This window comes from Saccharothrix xinjiangensis, from assembly GCF_039527585.1.
Classification (GTDB): Bacteria; Actinomycetota; Actinomycetes; order Mycobacteriales; family Pseudonocardiaceae; genus Actinosynnema; species Actinosynnema xinjiangensis.
The window spans coordinates 34940-56556 of the sequence record NZ_BAAAKE010000038.1 but is presented as its reverse complement, the minus strand read 5'-3'; the positions used below and the strand labels follow the sequence as shown (position 1 = coordinate 56556).

The 21617-nt window shown below is 73.9% G+C and carries 22 protein-coding genes; 10 read left to right on the top strand and 12 right to left on the bottom strand.

The annotated features are described in order from the left end of the window. From ABD223_RS40080 to ABD223_RS40065, 4 genes are all read left to right on the top strand, one after another. The coding region (locus ABD223_RS40080; RefSeq protein ID WP_344042937.1) for an alpha-glucosidase C-terminal domain-containing protein at positions 1–896 on the top strand (896 nt) is incomplete at its 5' end. Further along, the gene (locus ABD223_RS40075; protein WP_344042935.1) at positions 893–2284 is read left to right on the top strand and encodes a maltokinase N-terminal cap-like domain-containing protein; all 1392 of its coding nucleotides are present in this window, start codon (positions 893–895) and stop codon (positions 2282–2284) included. The genes ABD223_RS40080 and ABD223_RS40075, both read left to right, overlap by 4 nt. Then, a complete protein-coding gene (gene glgB / locus ABD223_RS40070) occupies positions 2274–4406 on the top strand; it encodes a 1,4-alpha-glucan branching protein GlgB (protein ID WP_344042933.1) in 2133 nt (710 codons plus the stop codon). The genes ABD223_RS40075 and glgB overlap by 11 nt, the downstream gene beginning before the upstream one ends. A gap of 102 nt (positions 4407–4508) precedes the next feature. Beyond that, positions 4509–5057, top strand: a complete 549-nt coding sequence (locus tag ABD223_RS40065) for a nuclear transport factor 2 family protein (protein ID WP_344042931.1) — start codon at positions 4509–4511, stop codon at positions 5055–5057. Between the two features lie 83 nt (positions 5058–5140). On the opposite strand, the gene ABD223_RS40060 is transcribed toward ABD223_RS40065, so the two are convergent. From ABD223_RS40060 to ABD223_RS40045, 4 genes are all read right to left on the bottom strand, one after another. After that, entirely contained in the window at positions 5141–5395 is a 255-nt protein-coding gene (locus ABD223_RS40060; RefSeq protein WP_344042929.1) for a His/Gly/Thr/Pro-type tRNA ligase C-terminal domain-containing protein, read from the bottom strand. After that, positions 5374–6033, bottom strand: coding sequence for a HisS family protein (locus tag ABD223_RS40055; RefSeq protein ID WP_344042927.1), 660 nt, complete (start codon positions 6031–6033; stop codon positions 5374–5376). The genes ABD223_RS40060 and ABD223_RS40055 overlap by 22 nt, the downstream gene beginning before the upstream one ends. Positions 6034–6181: 148 nt before the next feature. After that, complete coding sequence (locus ABD223_RS40050; RefSeq protein ID WP_344042925.1) at positions 6182–7624, bottom strand: serine hydrolase; 1443 nt, start codon at positions 7622–7624, stop codon at positions 6182–6184. Positions 7625–7713: 89 nt separating this feature from the next. Next, positions 7714–9255, bottom strand: coding sequence for a sulfatase-like hydrolase/transferase (locus ABD223_RS40045; protein ID WP_344042923.1), 1542 nt, complete (start codon positions 9253–9255; stop codon positions 7714–7716). A 30-nt stretch (positions 9256–9285) separates the two neighbouring features. Here ABD223_RS40045 and ABD223_RS40040 point away from each other — a divergent pair, with 30 nt between their 5' ends. Continuing rightward, positions 9286–9951, top strand: coding sequence for a RibD family protein (locus tag ABD223_RS40040; RefSeq protein ID WP_344042921.1), 666 nt, complete (start codon positions 9286–9288; stop codon positions 9949–9951). Here the strand turns inward: ABD223_RS40040 and ABD223_RS40035 are convergent. Together ABD223_RS40035 and ABD223_RS40030 are read right to left on the bottom strand one after the other, a co-directional pair. After that, positions 9933–10319, bottom strand: a complete 387-nt coding sequence (locus ABD223_RS40035) for a DoxX family protein (RefSeq protein WP_344042919.1) — start codon at positions 10317–10319, stop codon at positions 9933–9935. The two genes, ABD223_RS40040 and ABD223_RS40035, sit on opposite strands and share 19 nt — an antisense overlap. Further along, positions 10304–11011 carry a CDP-alcohol phosphatidyltransferase family protein gene (locus tag ABD223_RS40030; RefSeq protein ID WP_344042917.1) on the bottom strand — a complete coding sequence of 236 codons (708 nt, stop codon included), beginning with the start codon at positions 11009–11011 and terminating at the stop codon, positions 10304–10306. The genes ABD223_RS40035 and ABD223_RS40030 overlap by 16 nt, the downstream gene beginning before the upstream one ends. A gap of 35 nt (positions 11012–11046) precedes the next feature. Here ABD223_RS40030 and ABD223_RS40025 point away from each other — a divergent pair, with 35 nt between their 5' ends. Then, a complete protein-coding gene (locus tag ABD223_RS40025) occupies positions 11047–12024 on the top strand; it encodes a zinc-dependent alcohol dehydrogenase (protein ID WP_344042914.1) in 978 nt (325 codons plus the stop codon). Beyond that, positions 12011–12694: a creatininase family protein gene (locus ABD223_RS40020; protein WP_344042912.1), complete on the top strand. Its 684-nt coding sequence runs from the start codon at positions 12011–12013 to the stop codon at positions 12692–12694. The genes ABD223_RS40025 and ABD223_RS40020 overlap by 14 nt, the downstream gene beginning before the upstream one ends. Here the strand turns inward: ABD223_RS40020 and ABD223_RS40015 are convergent. The 4 genes from ABD223_RS40015 to ABD223_RS40000 all read right to left on the bottom strand — a co-directional run bounded on the left by ABD223_RS40015 (position 12623) and on the right by ABD223_RS40000 (position 15736). Continuing rightward, positions 12623–13498, bottom strand: a complete 876-nt coding sequence (locus tag ABD223_RS40015) for a lysylphosphatidylglycerol synthase domain-containing protein (protein WP_344042910.1) — start codon at positions 13496–13498, stop codon at positions 12623–12625. The two genes, ABD223_RS40020 and ABD223_RS40015, sit on opposite strands and share 72 nt — an antisense overlap. A gap of 107 nt (positions 13499–13605) precedes the next feature. Beyond that, positions 13606–14367 carry a class I SAM-dependent methyltransferase gene (locus tag ABD223_RS40010; protein WP_344042908.1) on the bottom strand — a complete coding sequence of 254 codons (762 nt, stop codon included), beginning with the start codon at positions 14365–14367 and terminating at the stop codon, positions 13606–13608. Next, positions 14364–15341: a glycosyltransferase family 4 protein gene (locus tag ABD223_RS40005; protein ID WP_344042906.1), complete on the bottom strand. Its 978-nt coding sequence runs from the start codon at positions 15339–15341 to the stop codon at positions 14364–14366. The genes ABD223_RS40010 and ABD223_RS40005 overlap by 4 nt, the downstream gene beginning before the upstream one ends. Further along, positions 15338–15736, bottom strand: a complete 399-nt coding sequence (locus ABD223_RS40000; protein WP_344042942.1) for a 6-pyruvoyl trahydropterin synthase family protein — start codon at positions 15734–15736, stop codon at positions 15338–15340. The genes ABD223_RS40005 and ABD223_RS40000 overlap by 4 nt, the downstream gene beginning before the upstream one ends. A gap of 90 nt (positions 15737–15826) precedes the next feature. Here ABD223_RS40000 and ABD223_RS39995 point away from each other — a divergent pair, with 90 nt between their 5' ends. The 3 genes from ABD223_RS39995 (at position 15827) to ABD223_RS39985 (ending at position 20278) form a co-directional block, all read left to right on the top strand. Next, complete coding sequence (locus tag ABD223_RS39995; protein WP_344042904.1) at positions 15827–16456, top strand: GTP cyclohydrolase II; 630 nt, start codon at positions 15827–15829, stop codon at positions 16454–16456. A gap of 927 nt (positions 16457–17383) precedes the next feature. Then, positions 17384–18025, top strand: a complete 642-nt coding sequence (locus ABD223_RS39990) for a helix-turn-helix domain-containing protein (protein ID WP_344042902.1) — start codon at positions 17384–17386, stop codon at positions 18023–18025. Positions 18026–18112: 87 nt separating this feature from the next. Beyond that, complete coding sequence (locus ABD223_RS39985) at positions 18113–20278, top strand: ATP-binding protein (RefSeq protein ID WP_344042900.1); 2166 nt, start codon at positions 18113–18115, stop codon at positions 20276–20278. Here the strand turns inward: ABD223_RS39985 and ABD223_RS39980 are convergent. After that, positions 20221–20556: a hypothetical protein gene (locus ABD223_RS39980; protein WP_344042898.1), complete on the bottom strand. Its 336-nt coding sequence runs from the start codon at positions 20554–20556 to the stop codon at positions 20221–20223. The two genes, ABD223_RS39985 and ABD223_RS39980, sit on opposite strands and share 58 nt — an antisense overlap. Then, positions 20553–21554, bottom strand: coding sequence for a hypothetical protein (locus tag ABD223_RS39975; protein WP_344042896.1), 1002 nt, complete (start codon positions 21552–21554; stop codon positions 20553–20555). Before ABD223_RS39975 ends, ABD223_RS39980 begins: the two co-directional genes overlap by 4 nt. Positions 21555–21617: the final 63 nt, after the last annotated feature.

Sequence of the window (21617 nt, the reverse complement as noted above, 5' to 3'; positions counted from 1 at the left end):
ACTTCGGCGACCCGGAGGTGGGCGGGGACGAGTGCCACATGGCGTTCCACTTCCCGCTCATGCCCCGCATCTTCATGGCCGTGCGGCGCGAGTCGCGCATCCCGATCTCGGAGATCCTGGCGCAGACGCCGGAGATCCCGGCAGGGGCGCAGTGGGGCATCTTCCTGCGCAACCACGACGAGCTGACCCTCGAAATGGTCACCGACGAAGAACGCGACTACATGTACGCGGAGTACGCCAAAGACCCGCGCATGAAGGCCAACATCGGCATCCGGCGCAGGCTCGCCCCCCTGCTGGAGAACGACCGCAACCAGCAGGAACTGTTCACCGCCATGCTCCTGTCCCTGCCCGGCTCGCCCGTCCTCTACTACGGCGACGAGATCGGCATGGGCGACAACATCTGGCTCGGCGACCGCGACGGCGTCCGCACGCCGATGCAGTGGAGCCCGGACCGCAACGCCGGGTTCTCCCACGCCGACCCGGGCCGGCTGTACCTGCCGACCATCGCCGACGCGGTGTACGGCTACCAGGGCGTGAACGTCGAGGCGCAGCTGAGCACCACGTCGTCGCTGCTGCACTGGACGCGGCGGATGCTCGCCGTCCGGCGCGCCCACCCGGCGTTCGGTCTGGGCACGTTCAGCGAGCTGACCTGCGCGAACCCCAGCGTGCTCGCGTACCTGCGGACGCACGGGGACGACCTGGTGCTGTGCGTGAACAACCTGTCGCGGTTCCCGCAGCAGGCCGAGTTCGACCTGGCCGAGTTCGCGGGCAGCCTGCCCGTGGAGCTCACCGGCGGCGTGGTGTTCGCGCCGATCGAGGCCGACCCGTACCGGCTCACCCTGCCCGGTCACGGTTTCTACTGGTTCGCCATCCACCGCATGGGAGACCACCGATGAGCACGACCGAGCTGCGGCCGCGGTTGGAGCGCGCTCTGGCCGCCTGGCTGCCGTGGCAGCGCTGGTTCGGCGGGAAGGGCCGCCCGGTCGCCGGCGTGGACGTCGAGCAGCTGACCGAGCTGGTCGACCAGCGCGCGTCCGGCGGGCCGCTGGGCCTGCTGGGCGTGGTGGCGGTCCGGTTCGCCGACGGCGGCGACCCCGAGCGGTACCAGGTGCCGATCGGGGTGCGCACCGCGCTGCCGGACCGGCTCGCGCCCGCCGTGCTGGCCGGGTTCGACGGGTGCGTGGTGTACGACGCGACCGGCGACGCCGAGCTGAACGCGGTGCTGCTGCGGCTGATCGGGCAGCGCGCCGGCCGCGACGGCGTCGAGTTCACGCCCGAGCCGACCTTCGCCGGGTCCAGCAAGCGCGGCCTGGTGGGGCGGCCGATCGGGGCCGAGCAGTCCAACACCTCGGTCGTGTACGGCGACCGGTACATCCTCAAGCTGTACCGGCGGGTCGCGGCCGGGCTGAACCCGGACCTGGAGGCGCACCGCGCGCTGCGGCGCGCCCGGTCGCGGCACATCGCGCCGCTGCTCGGCTCGATCGAGGGCGAGGTGGGCGGCGCGCCGGCCACGTTCGGCATGTTGCAGGCGTTCGCGGCCAACGCCGCCGAGGGCTGGGCGATGGCCATGACCAGCGTCCGGGACCTGTTCGCCGACACCGACGCGGACCCGGACGCGGCGGGCGCCGACTTCGCCGCCGAGGCGCGCCGGCTGGGCGGCGCGGTGGCCGCCGTGCACGCGGACCTGGCCCGCGAGCTGGGCGCGGGCACGGCGGACCCGCGGGACGTGGCCGGCGACATGCTCGCCCACGTGGAGCCCGCCCTGGCCGCGGTGCCCGCGCTGGCTCCGCACGCCGACCGGCTGCGGGCCGCGTTCGCCGAGGTCGGGGCGCTGCGCGACCGGGTGCCGGTGCAGCGGGTGCACGGCGACCTGCACCTCGGGCAGGTGCTGCGCACCCCCGCCACCTGGCTGCTGATCGACTTCGAGGGCGAGCCCGCCGCGCCGATCGCCGAGCGCACCGCGCCCCGGTCGCCGCTGCGCGACGTGGCCGGGATGCTGCGGTCGCTGGACTACGCCGCGCAGCACCAGCTGCGGCTGTTCCACCCCACGCCGGAGCTGCGCCGGCGGGCCCGGCGGTGGACCGCGCACAACCGGGAGGCGTTCACCGCCGGGTACGCCGAGGCCGCGGGCTTCGACCCGGCGGGCCGGCTGCTGACCGCGTTCGAGCTGGAGAAGGCCGTCTACGAGGCGGTGTACGAGACGCGCAACCGACCCGACTGGGTCGACATCCCGCTGCGCGCGGTGCGGCGGCTGCTCGGGGAGGAGGACCTCGATGACCGTTGAGCTGTCCCTGGTGGACGTGGGCGCGCCCGACCCGGGCGCGGTGGACCGGCTGCTGGCCGGCACCCACGACAACCCGCACCTGGTGCTGGGCGCGCACCCCCGGCCCGCGGGCGCGGTGGTGCGGGCCTGGCAGCCGGGCGCGGACGCGGTGGCCGTGGTGACCGGCGACGGGCGGTTCGAGCTGGTGGAGCTGCGCGACGGCCTCTTCTCCGGCGTGGTGCCGGTGCGGCCGGCGGACTACCGGTTCGAGGTGGTCCGCGGCGACCGGGTCGAGCCGGTGGACGACCCGTACCGGTGGCTGCCGACCGTCGGCGAGCTGGACCTGCACCTGATCGGCGAGGGCCGCCACGAGCGGCTGTGGGACGTGCTCGGCGCGCACCCCCGCGAGCTGGGCGGCGTGCCGGGCACGGCGTTCGCGGTGTGGGCGCCGAACGCGCGCGGCGTGCAGGTGCTCGGCCTGCCGATGCGGCGGCTCGGCGGCGGGGTGTGGGAGCTGTTCGCGCCGGGCGTGGCCGCGGGCGCGGAGTACCGGTTCCGGGTGCTGGGCGCGGACGGGGTGTGGCGCGACAAGGCCGACCCGCTGGCGTTCGAGGCCCGGCTGCCCGCCTCGGTGGTGCACTCGCCGGCCCACGAGTGGGGCGACGCGGCGTGGCTGGCGGCGCGGGAGGCCACCGACTGGTCGCGCGCCCCGATGTCGGTGTACGAGGTGCACCTCGGGTCGTGGAAGCCGGGCCTGGGCTACCGCGAGCTGGCCGACGAGCTGGCCGACTACGTGACCGAGCTGGGCTTCACGCACGTGGAGCTGCTCCCGGTCGCCGAGCACCCCTACGGCGGGTCGTGGGGCTACCAGGTCACCTCGTACTACGCCCCGACCTCGCGGTTCGGCTCGCCGGACGACTTCCGGCACTTCGTCGACGCGCTGCACCAGCGCGGCATCGGCGTGATCATGGACTGGGTGCCCGCGCACTTCCCGCGCGACGACTGGGCGCTGGCCCGGTTCGACGGCGCCCCGCTGTACGAGCACCCGGACCCGCGGCGCGGCGAGCACCCGGACTGGGGCACGTACGTGTTCGACTTCGGCCGGCCGCAGGTGCGCAACTTCCTGGTGGCCAACGCCCTGTACTGGATCGAGGAGTTCCACGTCGACGGGCTGCGCGTGGACGCGGTGGCGTCGATGCTGTACCTGGACTACTCGCGCCCGCCCGGCGGGTGGGAGCCGAACGTCCACGGTGGACGCGAGAACCTGGAGGCGGTGCGGTTCCTCCAGGAGCTCAACGCGACCGTCTACAAGCACCACCCCGGCGCGGTGGTGATCGCCGAGGAGTCCACCACCTGGCCCGGCGTGACCCGGCGCACCGACCACGACGGGCTCGGCTTCGGGTTCAAGTGGAACATGGGCTGGATGCACGACGACCTGCGGTTCTTCGGCCTGGAGCCGGAGCAGCGGGCGGCGCGGCAGGGCGAACCGGCGTTCTCGCTGAGCTACGCGTGGAGCGAGAACTTCGTGCTGCCCCTGTCGCACGACGAGGTGGTGCACGGCAAGGGCTCGCTGTGGCAGCGGATGCCCGGCGACGACCGGCTCAAGGCGGCGTCGCTGCGGTCCCTGCTGGCGCTGATGTGGGCGCACCCGGGCAAGCAGCTGCTGTTCATGGGCGGCGAGTTCGGGCAGCGCGACGAGTGGTCGGAGTTCGGCCTGGACTGGCACCTGCTCGACTCCCCCGTCCACGCGGGCGTGCGGCGGCTCGTGGCCGACCTCAACGCGACCTACCGGGCCACGCCCGCGCTGCACGAGCTGGACACCTCGCCGGACGGGTTCGCCTGGGTGCGCGCGGACGACCTGGTGCTCGCGTTCCTGCGCCGGGCGGGCGACGACGTGGTGGCGTGCGTGGTGAACCTGGCCGACGAGGCCAGGCACGACTACCGCGTCGGGTTGCCGCGCGCGGGGCGGTGGCGCGAGGTCGTCAACACCGACGGCGTCGACTACGGGGGGTCGGGGGTGGGCAACCTCGGCACGGCCGTGGCCGAGTGGACGCCGTACCACGGGCAACCCGCCTCGGCGGCGCTCACCCTACCAGCGATGGGCGTTTTGTATCTCATGCCCGATACTCATGCGGATGTGTAATCGCTTCAAGTATTGGACTGGTCACGCTCGGCGATCTTAGGTTCGAGGTGCCGACGGATTCCCCACCCCGACGGATCCGCGACCCCTCAACCAGGAGTGAGCATGACGACGGAAAACCCCGCAGGCGTGTCCCGAGCCGATGTGCTGCGCGGCGCCGGGATGACCGCGGTGGGAGTGGCGGCCGGCTCGCTGCTCGGCGCCGGCAGCGCCACCGCCTCCCCGGGCCGGGACGAGCACCCGAACGTCAAGCTGATCAAGGACTACTACGCGGCGTACGCGTCGGGTGACCTCAACCAGTTGCGCAGGTTCTTCGCCAACGACATCAAGTGGACCATCCCCGGTCACCACCCGTTGGCGGGCACCAAGACCGGCGTCGAGGAGGTGCTCGCGTTCTTCGCCGAACTGGGTCGGGCGGGGTTCCGCGCGGAGCCCCTCGCCCTGGCCCCGGACGGCGACTGGGTCATCGACCTGCACCGCGGCTGGAGCACCAACCCGGAGGGCCTGGACATCACGTGGGCGCTCGCGTTCCGGATCCGGGCGCGGCGCATCGTGGAGGCCATCAACTTCGCGCAGGACCAGCACGCGGCCGACCAGTACTTCTGGCGGGTCTACCGGCTGGCCCGCATCCCGAACCGGCTCGACCGCCGGTGACGGGCCCGCCGGGTCGCGCGACCACCCGCCCGCGACCCGGCGGGACTCCCCCGAGGACTCCCCCGGGCGACCACCCGGCGGCGCTACCGCCGGGGCGACCACGTGTCCGGGTCGGCGCGGACCCGCTCGCCCGTGCCCAGGTCCAGCACCTCGTGCCCGCCTCCGGAGACGGCGGGCGGGAACCACGCGAACGGGATGCCCTTGCGGGCGGCGTGGCGGACCTGTGCGGCCGGTTTGTCCTCCCGGTGGTGCACCTCAACGTTGACCTCCCGCCGCCGCAGCGCCGCCGCGATCGCCGCGGCCTCGCGGTGCCCGTTCACGGGCAGGACCACCAGCACGTCGGTCGGCGTGCTCCGCCGCTCCACCGGCAGCCCGCCGTCGACCGCCGCGGCGAAGACCCGGCCCAGGTCGAGGGCCAGGCCGACACCGGGCAGGTCCCGCCGGGCGGACGAACCCGCGACACCCCGGCGCCTGCCGCCCGAGCAGACGTCCGCGCCGGCTGGAGCAACCCGTGCACCTGCTCGCCGGTCAGGCTCCACCGCAGGGCCTCCGCGACCCCGTCGACGCCGATCTCGCCCAGCCGGGCGACCGCGCGGAGCACGGTGAGCGGGTCGTCCACGCCGAGCCCCTCGCAGAAGCCCGCCAGGACCTTGCGGTTGCCGACGCCGATCGTCCAGGCGGGCAGGTCCAGGCCGGACAGCACCTCGTGCGCGACGCGCGGCAGCTCGGCGTCGAAGCGCGGCGACAGCCGCCCGGCGTCGACGACGCCGAGGGCGCACCACGTGGACTCGCGGAACCGGCCGCCCTCCCGGGGGTCCTCGCCCTCCTCCAGCGGTTCCAGCGAGGGCGTCGCGACCGGGCAGAACCCGTGCGACCCGACGACCCGGCGAACGTGGTCCAGCCACCTCAGCTCGGCCGCGCGGACGTGCGGCGGCCACTCGGGGAAGCCGTTGACGAGCGCCGGTCGCCGACCCATGGTCGCCAGTCCAGCGCGCCCGGCCCGCGCCGGCAACGGAATTCAGCCGCACGGACGCGGCTCCACCACCGAACGGCCGCCCCGTCCCGCTCACCCGCGGCGGGCGCGCCCCCGTGGAGTCCCCCGTGGGCGCGCCCGCCGCGGGAGGTCAGCGCGGGTCCGTCATGATCCGGTCGACGGCCTTGCCGAGCTTGGCGTACTTCTCCGTGTAGAGCACCGGGAACACGCCGGGCGGGTCGGCGGGCCGGCGGGCATCGACGTAGTCGGTGCCCAGGTTGGAGAACACGACCACGATGTAGTCGCGCTTCGCCTCGCCGCGCAGCGACTTGACGATGCCCGCGTCGCTGCCGGTGGTGTCGACCCAGCCGTTCTTGTGGGCGTAGGTGACCTCGGCGACCGCGTCGCACGGGCGCACGTCCCGGTCGTAGACCGCGTCGCCGACGCGCACCGTGCCGTCGGGCCGGACCCACCGCGGCGGCGTCAGCTGCGGGATGCCCTGGACCGGGTAGTCGCGGCCGCACCAGTTGGTGGTGGACAGCATCTCGTTGTGGCCCTGGTCGGCGAGGGTCCGCTGGAAGAACGCGCGCGAGGACGCGCTCAGCTCGTTCCGGGTGACCGCGCGGCCCGCGTCGGTCGTCCACAGCGTGCCGTAGCCGCCGTTGACCAGCAGGAGCAGCTTGGCGGTGTCGAGGGCGCTCATGTTCGAGCCGATCCACCGGCCGCCGTTGGCCGGGTTGGTGCCGGTCACCATCAGGGTCGGCATGCCCAGCTCGGCGAAGGTCCGGTTGACCTCGTCCCACGCGTTCAGGTCGTGGATCATCTTGATCAGCGCGCAGGTCGACTCGTTCTGCGACTTGGTGATCATCTCGTCGAAGAACGCCCGGACGGTCTTGCCCTGCGCGCCGCCGCACGCCGCGTTGGGCGCGGTCGGCTGGTAGGCGTAGGTCCCGTCGAGGTCGACGCGGCCGGCGTCGGCCAGCCGCAGGACGCCGAAGCCCACCATCAGCTTCAGCACCGACGCCGGGTAGGGCGAGGAGAAGTCGATCGGCGCGCCCTCCCGGCCGGGCAGCACGTCACGGGTGCCGCGCCCGCCGTTGACGTCCCACTCGGTGTCGTCCCACCAGCGGTAGCGGACCTGGTCGGTGGCCAGCTCCCGGGCGTCCACCGGCACGGCCACGCCCTGCGGGTGCTGCGGGCTGAGCAGCACGTCGGCCACCGCGGCGGGCTTGCCGAGCGGGCCGAGCCGGATGACCGCGATGTCCAGGTTCGGCGTCTGGTGCAGCGGCCGGGCCGCGGCGGCGCCCAGCCTGGCGGCCCGCTCGGCGGGCACGGAGTCGTACTTCTCCGGCGCGCCCGCCCGCGACGCGGCGAACAGCTCCGGCGGGGTCAGGTCGAGCACGTCGTGGAAGCCCTGCGCCACCACGGCCTGGCGGACCCGCTCCGCGAGCCGGGGACTGGCCTGGCGGACCTGCTCCGCGAGCCGGGCGGTGATGTCGTCGGGCGCGGCCTGGGCCGAGGCCGGCGTGGTCGCGGCGCCGAGCAGGACCGCGGCGGCGGTCACCGCGGTCACCGCGCGTCGGGTGGTTCTCATGGCGTCTCCCCCAAGTGGATCTGCTGTCACGACCGACCGTAGAGCATTGGTCACGGATGGATCACGCAGGTGGCGGGAAGGCCGCGGGGTCAGCTGAACGCGCCCAGGAACTGGTCGCGGAAGGCGCTCATGGGTCGCACCGGGGCGTCACCCGCGGGCGCCAGCCCTTCGGTCCAGCCCCACGGCTCGGCGCGCCCCGGCACCGAGCGGTCCCGGCTGACGACCGTGACCGGCACGTCCCGGCTCGCGCCCTCTCCGGTGACCATTTGCGCCGGCTGGTGGTCGCCCAGCACCACCACCACGAGGTCGTCGTCGCCGTAGGTCTCCAGGTACGACACGATCGTGTCGATCGAGTACTCGATGGAGCGGCCGTAGTCGGCGCGCACCTCCACCGGGTCCCGGCCGAAGATGCTCTCCGGCGGCACCGCGCCCGACAGCATCTCCCCGAACACCGCGCCGTCGCCCACCCCGTCCCACGGCAGCGCCTCCGGCAACGGCGTCCACGGCGCGTGGCTCGACAGCAGCGTCACCACCGCCATCACCGGCTCGTCGCGCGCGCCCCGCTCCGCGCGCTCCAGCTCGGCCAGCACGTACTGGTCGGGCATGGTCGCGTAGCCGAACCGCGGTCCCCGGTACCCGAGGTCGGCGGCGGCGTAGATCCGGTCGTAGTCGAAGAACAGCCCCTCCGGCCACGCCTGCGTGATGCCCGGCATCACGCCGACCGACCGCCACCCGGCGCGCCGGAACGCGCCGCCGAGGGTCAGTCGGTCGCCGGCCACCAGCGTGCGGTAGCGCTGCTGGTTGTCCACCCACAGCCCGGACAGCAGGGTGGCCTGGGCCAGCCAGCTGCCGCCGCCGGCCGTCGGCGAGGTCAGGAAGGCGCTGCGGGAGGCGTAGCCGCTCCCGGCGAGCCGCCGCGTGCCGTCCTCCAGCGCCGCGGCGACCCCCGGGTCCTCGACCGCGTCGCGCCCGTAGCTCTCCACGAACACCACCAGGACGTCCTTGTCGCGCAACGAGGTCAGCAGCCGGTCGCCCGGCACGTCCCCGAACGCGTCCACCGCCGACTCCGCCGCGAACGCCGACCGGTCGTCCAGCCCGGCCCGCACCGCCCGCGCGTGGTCCTCCACCAGGTCGGTCGTGCCGTGCGTGGCCACCGGCAGGACCACCGCGCACACCGCCGCCAGCGCCACCACCCGCACCGCCGCGGCCCGGTGCGCGCCCACCGCGCCACCCAGCCGCACCGCCGACCGCGCCACCAGCACCGGCGCCGCGACCGCGAGCGCCACCACCAGGGCCACCGCGCCGACCGCCGCCGCCCGGCCGGCCGTCACCGCGACGTAGTCCACCGCGGGCGTGAGCAGCGGCCAGTCCAGCACCAGGTCGAACGGCCGGTACAGCACCGAGTCGAACCCGATGTCCAGGACCTTCACCACCAGCAGCAGGCCGAGCAGCGCGCCGCCGACCGCCGCGACCGCCCGCCGCCGCCGCGCGGGCAGCGCGACCAGCACCACCACGCCCACCAGCGCCTCCACCGGCACCCGCAGGAACGCCGACGGCGCCAGCTCGTCGAAGTCGGCGGGCAGCAGCAGGGCGAACAGCACGAGCAGCGCCGAGAGCGCGGTCCGCGCCACCACACCACCCGATCGGGTTACGGTGGGGCGGTGATCCGACCCCACGTCCTGCTCAGCGTCGCGGTCAGCGTGGACGGCCACATCGACGACCGGGGCGAGGCCCGGTTCCCGCTGTCCAACGCCGAGGACTTCGACCACGTCGGCCGCGTCCGCGCCGAGTCCGACGCGATCCTGGTCGGCGCGGGGACCATCCGCCGGGACAACCCCCGGCTGCTCGTCCACGACCCCGGGCGCCGGGCCGCGCGCGTCGCCGCCGGGCGGCCCGAGCACCCGCTGAAGGTCACCGTCACCCGCAGCGGCGACCTCGACCCGGACCGCGCGTTCTGGCACTGCGGCGGCGGGAAGCTCGTCTACACCGCGGGTTCCGACGCCGCCGCCGTGGCCGGCCTGCCCGGCGTCGAGGTCGTCCCCCTCGGCGCGGACCTCGACCTCGGCGCGCTCCTCGACGACCTGGGGGCGCGCGGCGTGCGGCGCCTCATGGTCGAGGGCGGCACCCGCGTGCACACCGCGTTCCTCGCCGCCGGCCTCGCCGACGAGCTCCGCGTCGCCGTCGCGCCCCTGCTGATCGGCCAGGCCGACGCGCCGCGCTTCGTCGACCCCACCGCGTTCCCCGGCGGACCAGCCCACCGATTCCACCTCGAAGACGTGTCCAGGCTCGGCGACGTCGCCGTGCTCCGCTACTTCCCGAAACGCTGAGCCGCCGACCTCACGGCGTCCCAGCGGAACAGCACCACCGCCACGGCCAGCGCGAACAGCAGCGCCGGCAGCACCGCGGCCCCCGGGTCCAGCAGGACCACCAGCTCGGTGACCACCGCGCCGGCCATCACCCCGGCCAACCCCAGCGCGGCGAACGCGGCCAGCGGCGGCACCAGCAGCCCCACCCCGCCCGCGACCTCCAGCACCCCGGTGACGTGCCGCAGGCCCTGCCCGAAGCCGATCCGGTCGAACTTGCCCACGAACCCGTCGCCGAACAACGACAACCCGCTGTGGACGAAGTACGCGCCCAACGCGGCCTGGAGCACCCACAGCGCCACGCGTCGCGCGGAACTCACCTGGACGGACACGGCCCTCTCCTCCCGGACAACCACGCGATGTCGCGCCCGAACGACCACACCAGCGCCGCCAGGGCGCACCCGACCAGCGCGCCGGAGTGCGGCACGAGCCCCGACACCGCGACCACCAGCACGATCCCCTGCACCGCGGCCACCACCTTGCGCGCGCAGCTCGGCCGCAGGTCGCCGCGCAGCCACCCCCACGCCCACGAGGCCGCCACGAACGCGTACCGCAGCAGCCCGATCACCAGCACCCACGGCCCGAGCTGCCACGCCACGTGCGCGCTCAGCACCAGGATCAGGAACGCGTCGACCTCCATGTCGAACCGCGCGCCCAGCGGCGACGCGGTGCCGGTGCGCCGGGCGACCCGACCGTCCACGAAGTCCAGCGCCAGCGCCACCGCGGCCAGCCCGACCAGCAGCGCCGTCTCCCCCGAGCGGCCCGCCACCAGCGCCAGCGCGCCGCCGACGAGCAGCCCGCGCGCCGACGTGACCCGGTCCGCCGGACCCAGCCGGCGCCCGGCCCGCTCGACCGCGCCGCCCAGCAGCGCCAGGGTCACCACCGCGTGGGCCGCGCCCGCGAACCAGCCGAGCGGCCCGAGGCCCACCGCGGCCTCCAGCAGCAGGAGCAGCAGGAGCTGCGCCACCGCCCAGGCCGCGGGTTCTCGCGCGGTCGGCGTCGCGCTGTGCTGAAGTGTGGTCATCACGTCCCTCGTGCACCGTTTCGGAGGTCTGTCAGATGACACGCACGGCGAGGGCGCTGTGGTTCACCTCGGCCGGAAAATGCGAGATCCGGAACACCTGGCTGCCCGAGCCCGGACCCGGCGACGTGCTGGTGCGCACCCTGCACTCGGGGATCAGCCGGGGCACCGAGGCGCTGGTGCTGCGCGGCGGCGTGCCGAGGAGCCAGCACGAGGTGATGCGGGCCCCGTTCCAGGAGGGCGCGTTCCCGTGGCCGGTCAAGTACGGCTACCTCAACGTCGGCGTCGTCGAGCGGGGACCGCTGTCGGGCCGGACGGTGTTCTGCCTGTACCCGCACCAGACGCGCTACGTGGTGCCCGCCGACGCGGTGACGCCCGTGCCGGACGCGGTGCCCGCGGCGCGGGCCGTGCTGGCGGGCACGGTGGAGACGGCGGTCAACGCCCTGTGGGACGCCGCGCCGCTGGTCGGCGACCGGATCGCGGTGGTCGGCGGCGGCATGGTCGGCGGCAGCGCGGCCGCCCTGCTGGCCCGGTTCCCCGGCGTGCGGCTCCAGCTCGTGGACGCCGACCCGGCGCGGGCCTCGCTGGCGGCGGCGCTGGGCGTGGACTTCGCGTCCCCGGAGGACGCGCTGGGCTCGTGCGACCTGGTCGTGCACGCCAGCGCCACGGGGGCGGGGCTGGCGCGGTCGCTGGAGCTGCTGGCGCCGGGCGGCCGCGTGGTCGAGCTGAGCTGGTACGGCGACCGCCGACCGGCCGTGCCGCTGGGCGAGGTCTTCCACTCGCGCCGGCTGCGGGTGATCGGCAGCCAGGTCGGCGCGGTGGCCCGCCCGGACCGCACGCACGCCGAGCGGCTGGCCCTGGCGCTGGACCTGCTGGCGGACCCGGTGTTCGACGCGCTCGTCACCGGGTCGAGCCGCTTCGACGAGCTGCCCGACGTGCTGCCGGCGCTGGCGAGCGGCGAGCTGCCCGCCCTGTGCCACCGGGTGGACTACGGTGCCGGTGATGTTCCCGCCTGACACGACCGAGGACGCCCGGGACCGCGCCGCGACCACCGCCGTGCTCCCGATCGGCAGCCACGAGCAGCACGGCCCGCACCTGCCGCTGGCCACCGACACGATCGTCGCGTGGGAGGTCGCCCGCGCCGTCGCCGCCGCGCACCCCGTCCGGCTGCTGCCGCCGGTCGCGATCTCCTGCTCGCACGAGCACGCCGCGTGGGCGGGCACGGTCAGCGTGTCGGCGCGCACGCTGCACGCCGTCGTCACGGACGTCGCCGACTCGCTGCGCCGGTCCGGCGTGCCGAAGCTGGTGCTGGTCAACGCGCACGGCGGCAACTACGTGCTGTCCAACGTGGTCCAGGAGGCCGAGGGGATGGCCCTGTTCCCGAACTCGAAGGACTGGGCCGAGGCGCGGGCGCGCGCCGGGGTCGTGACGTCGTCGCACAGCGACATGCACGCGGGCGAGCTGGAGACGTCGATCCTGCTGCACACCCACCCCGAGCTGGTCCGCCCCGGTTGGGAGTCGGCCGACCACCTCGCCGAGGACCGGCGGCACCTGCTGTCGCTGGGCCTCGCGCCGTACACGGACTCCGGCGTGGTGGGCAGGCCCTCGCTCGCGTCAGCGCGCAAGGGCGAGGTCGTGCTCGCCGCGCTGGTCGAGGCGTTCGGCGCCCACCTCGCGGTCCTGTGAGCGCGGTGAACCGACCAGCGGCACCACCCCGGGCAGGCTCGCGACCAGCGCCAGCACCCCGTACACCACACCGGTCGTCACGCCCTGCGCCGCGCCGAGCCCGGCGTCGCCGAACGCCACCGCGAGGAACGCCTCGCGCGGTCCGAAGCCGCCGACGTTGAGGGGCACGGCCATCACCAGCAGCGCGAGCACGGCCACCGGGACCAGCTCGTCGAGCGGGGCCCGGACGCCCGCCGCGCCGGCCGCGACCGCGAACAGGGCGACGTGCCCCGCCAGCGCCACCGCCGACGACAGCACCACCCGCCGCACGTCCCGCGACCAGCACAGCGCCACCACGGCGAGCACCACCGCCACCGGCGCGCCGCGCGGCACGAGGACCGCGACCCCGGCGACGGCCAACACCGCCTGACCCGAGACCCGCTCGACCAGCACCGCCCGCAGCCCGCGCCGGACATCACCCGCCCGCCGCCCGTGCCCGACCGCCCGGTGCACGTCGCCCAGGACCCCGGCGGGCAGCACGGCGTTGAGCAGCAGACCCCGGTAGTAGTCGGACACCGCGACCCGCAGCCGCAGCACCAACCCGAGCCGGCGGGCCACCACGCACCACCGCCAGGCGCAGCACACCGTGGTCACCGCGCCAAGACCGAGCGCGACGACGGCGGACCCTGCGTCGACCGCGCGCACCCCGTCCACGAACGCGTCGGCGCCCAACCGCAGCCCCAGCGCGACGAGCACACCGACCGCCAACACCAACCGCACCCACGGCCACGCCCGCGCCAACCGTGCACCGCCGGCCCCGGCCACGCGCCTCACCCCGGCCGCACGTCTCACACCGGCCCCGGCCCCAGCCACGACCGCGCTCCTCACCGCAGCCGCCCGTCCCGCCCAGCCTCCGGTCACCTCCGCACGTCTCACCCCGGCACCGCCAACAGGTCTTCGTGGTGCACCACCACGCGCGGGTCGGCGGCCTTGCGCCGCAGGTAGGCGGGCGCCTCGCGGGCCAGTTCCGGCTCCTGCTCCACCGCCGCGCCCACCCAGCCGCGCAGCCACTCCAGCGCCAGCTCTCGCCGATCCGTCCCCAACCGCCACGGGCTGGGGCCCGTGGCGACCACCGCGCCCAGCTCCGCGAACGCCGCCCGCGCCACCCCGACCGCGTCCGGCCCGAGCAACCCGCCCCGCCGCTGGTGCCCGTTGAAGGCCTCCTGGAACACCGCGTCCAGCGGCTCGGCCGCCGCGAACTCCACGCGACCCGTCACGGACAGCGTGAACAGCACCGGCCGCCCGGCGCACGCCGCCGCCAGCCCCCGCACCTGCTCGGCCGTCACCAGGTCGAGCAGCGCCGACGCGGTGACCAGCGAGGCGCCCGCCAGGTCGGCGGCGGTCAGCTCGGCGAGGTCGCCCTCCCGCGTCTCGACGGTCACGCCCGGCCCGGTCACGGTCGCCCGCGCCAGGTCGAGCAAGCGGGGGTCGCGGTCGTGCAGCACCCAGTGCTGCGGTCCGGGCAGCCGCCCGGTGAGCCACCGCCCCAGTGATCCCGTTCCACACCCGAGATCACGCACCACGAGGGGCGGTCGGTTCAGATGGATCTTCAGCCGGTCGACCAGGCCGGCCGCGCGGGCGTCCGCGTCGGCCGGCTCGCGCAGGCGCAGCCAGGCCGGGGAGAAGTCGCTCATGGGCGCAGACTAGCCAGCACCGCCGCGAGATCACGCGCTGTGCTGTCCCATGTGGACAGTACGGCCCGCCTCACGCGCGCGGCCGCGCGCAGTTCACCGCGCCACTCCTCGTCCGCGAACCAGCGCCGCAACGCGCGCGTGAAAGCGCCCACGTCACCGGGTGGCAGCAGCAGCCCGCCGCCGCCGAGCGCGTCCGGCACCGCGCTGGCGATCACCGGCAGGCCGCGCGCCAACGCCTCGGTGACGACCATGCCGTAGGTCTCGGCACGGGAGGCGAGCACGAACAGGTCCGCCCGCGCGTACTGGTCGTCGAGCGCGCCGCCGGTGAGCGGCCCGGTCACCTCCACCCGGTCGTCGAGGTCGGCCGGTGGCGCGCCGGGACCGACGAACGCGCAGGTCCACGGCGCGTCGACACCGCGCAGGGCCGCGAGCAGCACGTCGTGGCCCTTGCGCGGGGTCAGCGACGCCACGCACAGCAGCCGCGAGACGCCGTCCGTCCCGGCGGCGGGCGGCGCGGGGTCGACGCCCGGCACGACGACGCGGACCTCCCGCAGGCCGTGGTGGTCGGCGATCCGAGTGGCGGCAGCCGGACTGGTGGCCACGACCGCGTCCACCGCACGCAGGCACGCCCGCTCCCGCGCGTCCAACCCCGCCGCGACCCGGGCGGGCAGGCCCACCTCGTCGGCCAGCGGCAGGTGCACGAGCACCACGACCCGCACCCGCCCGACGTGCGGCCGGACCACCTCGGGCGCGCAGCACGCCACCAGGCCGTCCAACAGCGCCACGTGCCCGTCCGGCACCGCGTCCAGCGCCCGCGCGAGCCCGCGCAGGTCGCCGTCGCGCGGCCACCGACCGCCGACGCGAACCTCTCGCAACCCGAGCAGGCCCGCGACCCGCCGGTCGAACTCGTTGCCACCGCTGGGCGCGGTCGGCTCCGGCAGGACGAAGTGGACCGTGCCGGGCAGGACGGTCACAGCGCCAGTTCGTATGACGCCCACGCCACGTGCGACTCGTGCAGGGTCACCTCGATCCCGGTCAGCCCGCGCGCGTGCTCACCCAGCTCACCCGCCCGCACGTCCTCGGCCAACCGGTCCGCGATGTGCCTGGCCAGGAACTCCGTGGAGGTGTTGACCCCGGCGAACACCGGCTCCTCGTCCAGGTTGCGGTAGTTCAGCCCGTCGAGCACGGCGCGCAGCCGCCGCGTCGCCAGTCCGATGTCGACGACGATGTTGTCCGGATCGAGATCGGTCCTCTTGAACCTCGCGTCCACCACGAACGTTGCCCCGTGCAGGCGTTGTGCCGGACCGAACACCTCGCCGCGAAAGCTGTGGGCGACCATGACGTGATCACGTACGGTGATGCTGAACAGGGTGACCTCCACTGCGCGAGCGGGTTACGGTGCCAGTCTGCCGACCGAGCGTAGTGACGATCGGCCGGTTTCGCGGAGTGGAGGAGCCGGATGCGCGAGCGACTGTTCGACGACGACGACGTGGCCGAATCCGAGCTGGTGACACGGCGCGGCACGTTCCGCGCGGTGGCGTTCCGGATCGCGGGCCACGAGCACATGGCCCTGGTCCACGGAGGACCGCAGGCGGAGAACACCCTGACGCGGGTGCACTCGGAGTGCATGACCGGCGACATCTTCCGCGCCATGCGCTGCGAGTGCGGCGACCAGCTCGACGCCGCCCTGGACCGGATCGTCACCGAGGGCAGCGGCGTCCTCGTCTACCTGCGCGGCCACGAGGGGCGGGGCATCGGCCTGGTGGCCAAGGTGCGGACCCACGTGCTCCAGGACGAGCAGGGCTTGGACACCCTCGACTCGGCCATCAGCCTCGGCCTGCCGGTCGACGTCCGCGACTACGCGCCGGCGGCGGTGATCCTGCGCCACCTGGGCATCCGCTCGGTCCGACTGATGTCCAACAACCCGGACAAGGTCGAAGCGCTGGAGGCGCACGGCGTCCGAGTCGCCTCCCGAGTCCCGCTGCTGATGCCGCCGAACCCCCACAACATCGGCTACCTGACGGCCAAACGAGACCGCCTCGGCCACGACCTGCCCCAGGTGTCCGATTTCGCCGTCGCCGACAACTGATCCCGCCTCCCGCTCCACGCGCGTTGCCGCCGGACAACGGGTCGACCCCCGCCGGGAATCGGCGCCCCGACCCCGGTCGCGGTTTTCGGCGGGGCGCCCGACCGCACGGGACCCGGCGCTGACGGCGGCTCCGCGAATTGCGGGGCACGCCGCCCGGTTCATCACCGCACACCCCTTTTGAGGGCTTTTCACAATCAGGGCGAATTCCCACGACGGCCGCGCGCCGCACAACAGCGCCCCGCCGAACCACGTGCGAATTCCACGTCACCCCGACGAGAAGAGGGCCGTCGCACCGGGTCGACCCACGGTGTCACACGCCCCATTACGGGGTCACCCAATCCTCCTACCGGCGTACTCAACGCATACGAACCAACTATCCGCACATCAGCGGTTGCGCTTACGGAATATTCCGGTCCCCCGAAATAACCGATCTCCTCGTCCGAGGGACGCAGGAACTGTTGCGCAAGAACAACATTGTCACTCAGCATGCGCAAGCAACGTGAAGAATTTTCCCTTCTCCCGCACGACCTGCGCCGATATCTCTCACTTAAACGCAAGGGGTGCCCCGATGCGGTGACATTCCACAGTTGTGGCAATATCCCCCGAAGAGCTTCGAGTGATCGGGGAAGAAGAGCACGATCGACCCGGAACCGATCAGCACCGACCAGATCGACAACGGCGAACCCGCGGATCCGACGCCGACCAATGGGATCGAACACCCGCCGGGAGGAAGCCCCGGGGGGCACAAGTCGGAACACGCGTTCGGGTCGGTTTGCCAGCCCGATGGTTGATCCAGTTCACAGAGGACGTCGTAACGCCATGAGCAGCTTGCCCGACATCACCATCGGGCGTCACCATGGAGGGTCGAGCACACAGGAGGCACCTCACTCAGAGCAGCGCCGGCGAGACGGGGGGACGGGTTCAGCCATGCCAAACGACGAGGAATTACCGTCGTCCGCCGCGACACCTCCCACCTCGGTCGACCGACTGGTCGCCTATCGGCCCGCGTTCGGCAAGCACCTGGCCCACCTCAGGGAGCGGAGCGGCTACTCGCTCGAACAGGCGGCGAGGTCGATCGGCGTTCCCCCCGAGACCCTGCGGCTCTACGAGAACGCGACGTGGCGCCCCGCGCTGCCCCGCCTGCTCCGCCTCGCCGCGCTGTACGACGTGCCGCCGCTCGACGTGCTGGAGGACGTCGCCCGCGAGGTCCGACCGCCGGAGGACCCGTCACGGCCCTACGTCGTCGAAGCGCTCCTCCTGTTCTGCGGGGTGGCCCCCGAGCAGGTCTCGGCCGAGGCCGGACCCCCGGTCGCCCCCGAGGTCGACGACCTCGCGGCGCACGAGGACGCGGAGGACGTGCCACTGGGCGAGGCGCTCAAGTACCGCAGGGAGGACGACCCCCTGCGACTCAGGGGCAGCCTGCGGCTCAAGCGGGAGTACGAGGCGGGAGCCAGCATCCGCGCCTTGAGCACGAGGCACAAACTCGCTTTCGGGACCATCCGCACCATGCTGGTCGCGGCGAACACCCGGCTCCGCAGCCCGGGCGGCTTCCACGCCGGCGGTGCTTGACGTGCGGTGCCGGGAAGAACGCGCGGCACCCGAACGCCCGCTATACCGTACGGACGTCCTGCATTCTGGCCGACTTGGAGGTAGGACGTGACCGGAGCGGGGATCGGCACATCCGACGGGCGATCCGGGACCACGCGGAACGACCTGTCGGGCAGCGTCCTGGGCACCAGCATCCAGAGCGGTTCGATCCAGGGCGGCGTCCACGTCCACGTGGCCGAACCGGCGACCGGGCTGCCCGTGCCCCGTCAACTGCCCGCGCCGCCCGCGTGGTTCACCGGTCGCGAGGCCGAGTTCCGCGAACTGGAGGCGATGCGGCGGGGCGCCGACCCGTCGAGGCCGACCGTCGCGGTGATCACCGGTCCCGGCGGCGTGGGCAAGACGGCCCTGTCGCTGCGCTGGGCGAACGAGGTGTCGGCGGACTTCCCCGACGGTCACCTGTTCGTGGACCTCAACGGGTTCAGCCAGGACGCTCCCACCGACCCCGGAGAAGCGGTCGGGGCCTTCCTGCGCGCCCTGGGCACGCCCCCGGACCGGGTGCCCGTGCACCTGGCCGAGCAGACGGCGCTCTACCGCTCGACCACGGCCCGGAAGTCGCTGCTGATAGTGCTGGACAACGCGCTCTCCGCGGCACAGGCCAGGGTGCTCATCCCCTCGTCGCCCACGAGCCTGGTGGTGATCACCAGCCGCAGCAAGCTGACCGGCCTGATGGGGGACGGCGCGCGGTTCCTGGAGGTCGGCCCGCTCGCGCCGGCGTCGGCGTTCACCCTGCTCGCCAACACCGTGGGGCGGGACAGGGTCGCGGAGGAGCGCGAGCGCGCCGAGGACCTCGTCGCGCTGTGCGGGGGCCTGCCCATAGCCGTGCGGGTCGCCGCCGCGCGGTTGCTGGTGCGCTCGCGCTGGTCGATCTCCCGCGTGCGCGACGAACTGGTGGACGAGCAATCGCGGCTGGCCGGCCTGTCCCCCGCCGGGGAGCTGTCCGTGCGGGCGACGTTCGACCTCTCGTACCGGATGCTGGAGTCGCGCACCGCGGCGCTGTACCGCCGGCTGAGCCTTCACCCGCACGGCGAGTTCGGCCTCGGGGTCGTCTCGTCCGTGGCCCAGGAGGACGGCCGCGCGTCGGAGACGCTGGTGGAGTCGCTCCTGCAGGCCAGCCTCCTGGAGGAACGCGCCGAGAACCGCTACTCGTTCCACGACCTCCTGCGCCTGCACGCCCGGCACCGGCTCGAACTCGACGAGACGGCCGAGGAGCGGATCTCCTCCCTGCGCAGGATCATCGAGTGGTACCTGGCGACGGCGATGCGCGCCGACGAGGTGCTGACGCCCTACCGGCGGCGGTTGCCTTACGAGTTCTCCGTCCCGCCCTTCGACGTCGTCGACTTCCAGGACCGTTCGAGCGCGCTGTCGTGGCTGGAGGAGGAGAGGACGAACCTCGTCGCCGCCGGCCGGGTCGCGATGGACAACGGTCTCGCGGAACTCGCCTGGCACGTGTCCGACGTCCTCTGGCCCCTGTTCCTCTTGAAGAAGCACTACCGCGACCGCCTGGAGGTCGACCGCCGGGGCGTCGAAGCCGCCCGCGCGTGGGGGAACGCGTTCGCGGAGGCGGACATGCTCAAGCGGCTGGGCCGGGTCTCGACGACGGCCCGCAGGTTCGCGGAGGCCGAGGACCACCTGCGGTCGTCGATCGCCATCTGGGAACGGCTCGACGACCCGCGTGGGGTGTGCGACACCCGTGAGCTGCTCGCCCTCCTGTACCGGGACACGGGGCGGGTGGACGAAGCGCTCGAGCAGTTCACCGCGCTCGTCGGGGCGAACGAGGAGCTGGGCGCGGGCAGGCCCCTCGGGCTGAGCCTGATCAACGCGGGGACGACCCTGGTCGAGGCGGAACGCGCGGCCGAAGCCCTGCCCCACCTCGAACGGGCCGTCCAGGTCTTCGCCGGGCTCGAACAGCCCGACCCGTACAACCAGGCCCGTGCCGTCGTCGCCCTGGCCTCCGCGCACTGCCGCGCCGGCGACCACCCCGCCGCTCTCCGGCACGGGACGCGGGCCCTGGAGGCGATGACGGCCCTCGGTTCGGTGCACGGCCAGGCGGAAGCGCACCAGGTGCTGGGTGAAGTCGCGCACCGGACGGGGCGTTCCACCGAGGCCCGGGACCACTTCGCCTCGGCGGAACGCCTGTTCCGGTCGCTCGGCTCGCCTCAGGCCGACCTGCTGCGCAAGCGCGTGGACAGCGCCAGGCCGCCGAACGAGGAGTGAGCGCGGTCACCGGTCGCCCACCCCAGGTAAGCGCGCTCGATCACCCCGTCCCCGTCCTCCACGAAGCCCAACTGCCGGTCGACCGACATGAGCAGGATCCGGTTGTCCGGCAGGCGCAGCGCCACCAGCGCCAAGCCGGGCAGCCGCGAGAACGCCTGCTCCGCCCAGGCGAGTCCCTGGTCGACGACGTCCACCACCTTGCTCAGCACATCGGCGCAAGCGCAGGCCCGGAGGTCGAGACCACCGTTCACCGACACGACGACGGGTTCAAGGCTCAAGATCGACACCACTTCCGAGGAGTGGGAGCCGCGGAGAGGGCGCGGTGGGCGCCCGGTTCGCTCAACCCCAGCAACCGGTAGAGAGACCGTCGCAACGTACAGGCTGCCGAGCCCGGTCGCGAGGTCAACCTCGCGCGGATCTCCTCCGCCAGCACGGGATCGGCGTCCGTCGAGTCGAGCTGCTCCGGCAGCGGCACGTCGAGCCGCAACGCGGGGGCCACCTCGCCCAACCTGGTCTGCGGCGCGTCGGGCACCAGCGCGAGCGCGGCGGGTCGCTCGACCGTGAGCACGGGTCGTCCGATCGCGGCCGCGTACGCCGTGGTCGACCCGTGGTCCCCGATCACCCGATCGGCCGCCACCAGCGCGGCGCGCCAGTCGAGCTCGGGGGTGAACAGCATCAACCCGGCGTCGACGCAGTCCGCCAACCAGGCCTTGACCTGGCGCGGACCGTGGCCGAACCACACCGCCGGGTGCACCAGCGCCGCGACGCGGAAGCGCGACGGCGGCAGCTCGTCCATCAAGCGCTCCAAGAGGTCCAGGTGCATCCCGAAGAGTGAACCGGCCCCCCACGTCGAGGTGACGACGACGAGTTGCTGCTCCGGTCCCACGCCGAGCGCGTCCCGGTAGGCCTCCCGCGACGACGCGCTGACGACCAGCCTGTCGTAGCTGAGGTCCCCCACGACCTCGGCTACCTCGACCACCTCGGGACACTGCTCCCGCAGCAGGTCCAGTTGGCTGTCGTGGGAGAGCACGACCATCCGCGGCACGGGTCGGCCGTCGCGCACCAGCCGTTGGCCGTCCAGGCCGTACACCGACAGCCTCCCCGTCGACGTGGGGTGCCCCTTCGCGTACCCGGCGCCGTGCGGCATCACGACCAGCGGGGCGTGCACGCGGTCGATCGAGCCGTACGCCGCCGCGAGGGCGAGGTCGAACCTCTCCCGCACCGCCTGCTCCCACGGGACGACGACCCCCTCGGCCGCACGGAGGAACTCCTCCACCCCATTACCGAAGACATCGGGGGCCTGGGTGAAGACAATTTGCACCCGCCGATCCGACTCAAT

Bases quoted from the DNA above. Each gene is read 5' to 3' on its own strand.
- ABD223_RS40075 (WP_344042935.1), top strand. From the start codon at position 893: ATGAGCACGACCGAGCTGCGGCCGCGGTTGGAGCGCGCTCTGGCCGCC.
- glgB (WP_344042933.1), top strand. From the start codon at position 2,274: ATGACCGTTGAGCTGTCCCTGGTGGACGTGGGCGCGCCCGACCCGGGC.
- ABD223_RS40065 (WP_344042931.1), top strand. From the start codon at position 4,509: ATGACGACGGAAAACCCCGCAGGCGTGTCCCGAGCCGATGTGCTGCGC.
- ABD223_RS40055 (WP_344042927.1), bottom strand. From the start codon at position 6,033: ATGGGTCGGCGACCGGCGCTCGTCAACGGCTTCCCCGAGTGGCCGCCG.
- ABD223_RS40050 (WP_344042925.1), bottom strand. From the start codon at position 7,624: ATGAGAACCACCCGACGCGCGGTGACCGCGGTGACCGCCGCCGCGGTC.
- ABD223_RS40030 (WP_344042917.1), bottom strand. From the start codon at position 11,011: ATGACCACACTTCAGCACAGCGCGACGCCGACCGCGCGAGAACCCGCG.
- ABD223_RS40025 (WP_344042914.1), top strand. From the start codon at position 11,047: ATGACACGCACGGCGAGGGCGCTGTGGTTCACCTCGGCCGGAAAATGC.
- ABD223_RS40020 (WP_344042912.1), top strand. From the start codon at position 12,011: ATGTTCCCGCCTGACACGACCGAGGACGCCCGGGACCGCGCCGCGACC.
- ABD223_RS40010 (WP_344042908.1), bottom strand. From the start codon at position 14,367: ATGAGCGACTTCTCCCCGGCCTGGCTGCGCCTGCGCGAGCCGGCCGAC.
- ABD223_RS39995 (WP_344042904.1), top strand. From the start codon at position 15,827: ATGCGCGAGCGACTGTTCGACGACGACGACGTGGCCGAATCCGAGCTG.
- ABD223_RS39990 (WP_344042902.1), top strand. From the start codon at position 17,384: ATGCCAAACGACGAGGAATTACCGTCGTCCGCCGCGACACCTCCCACC.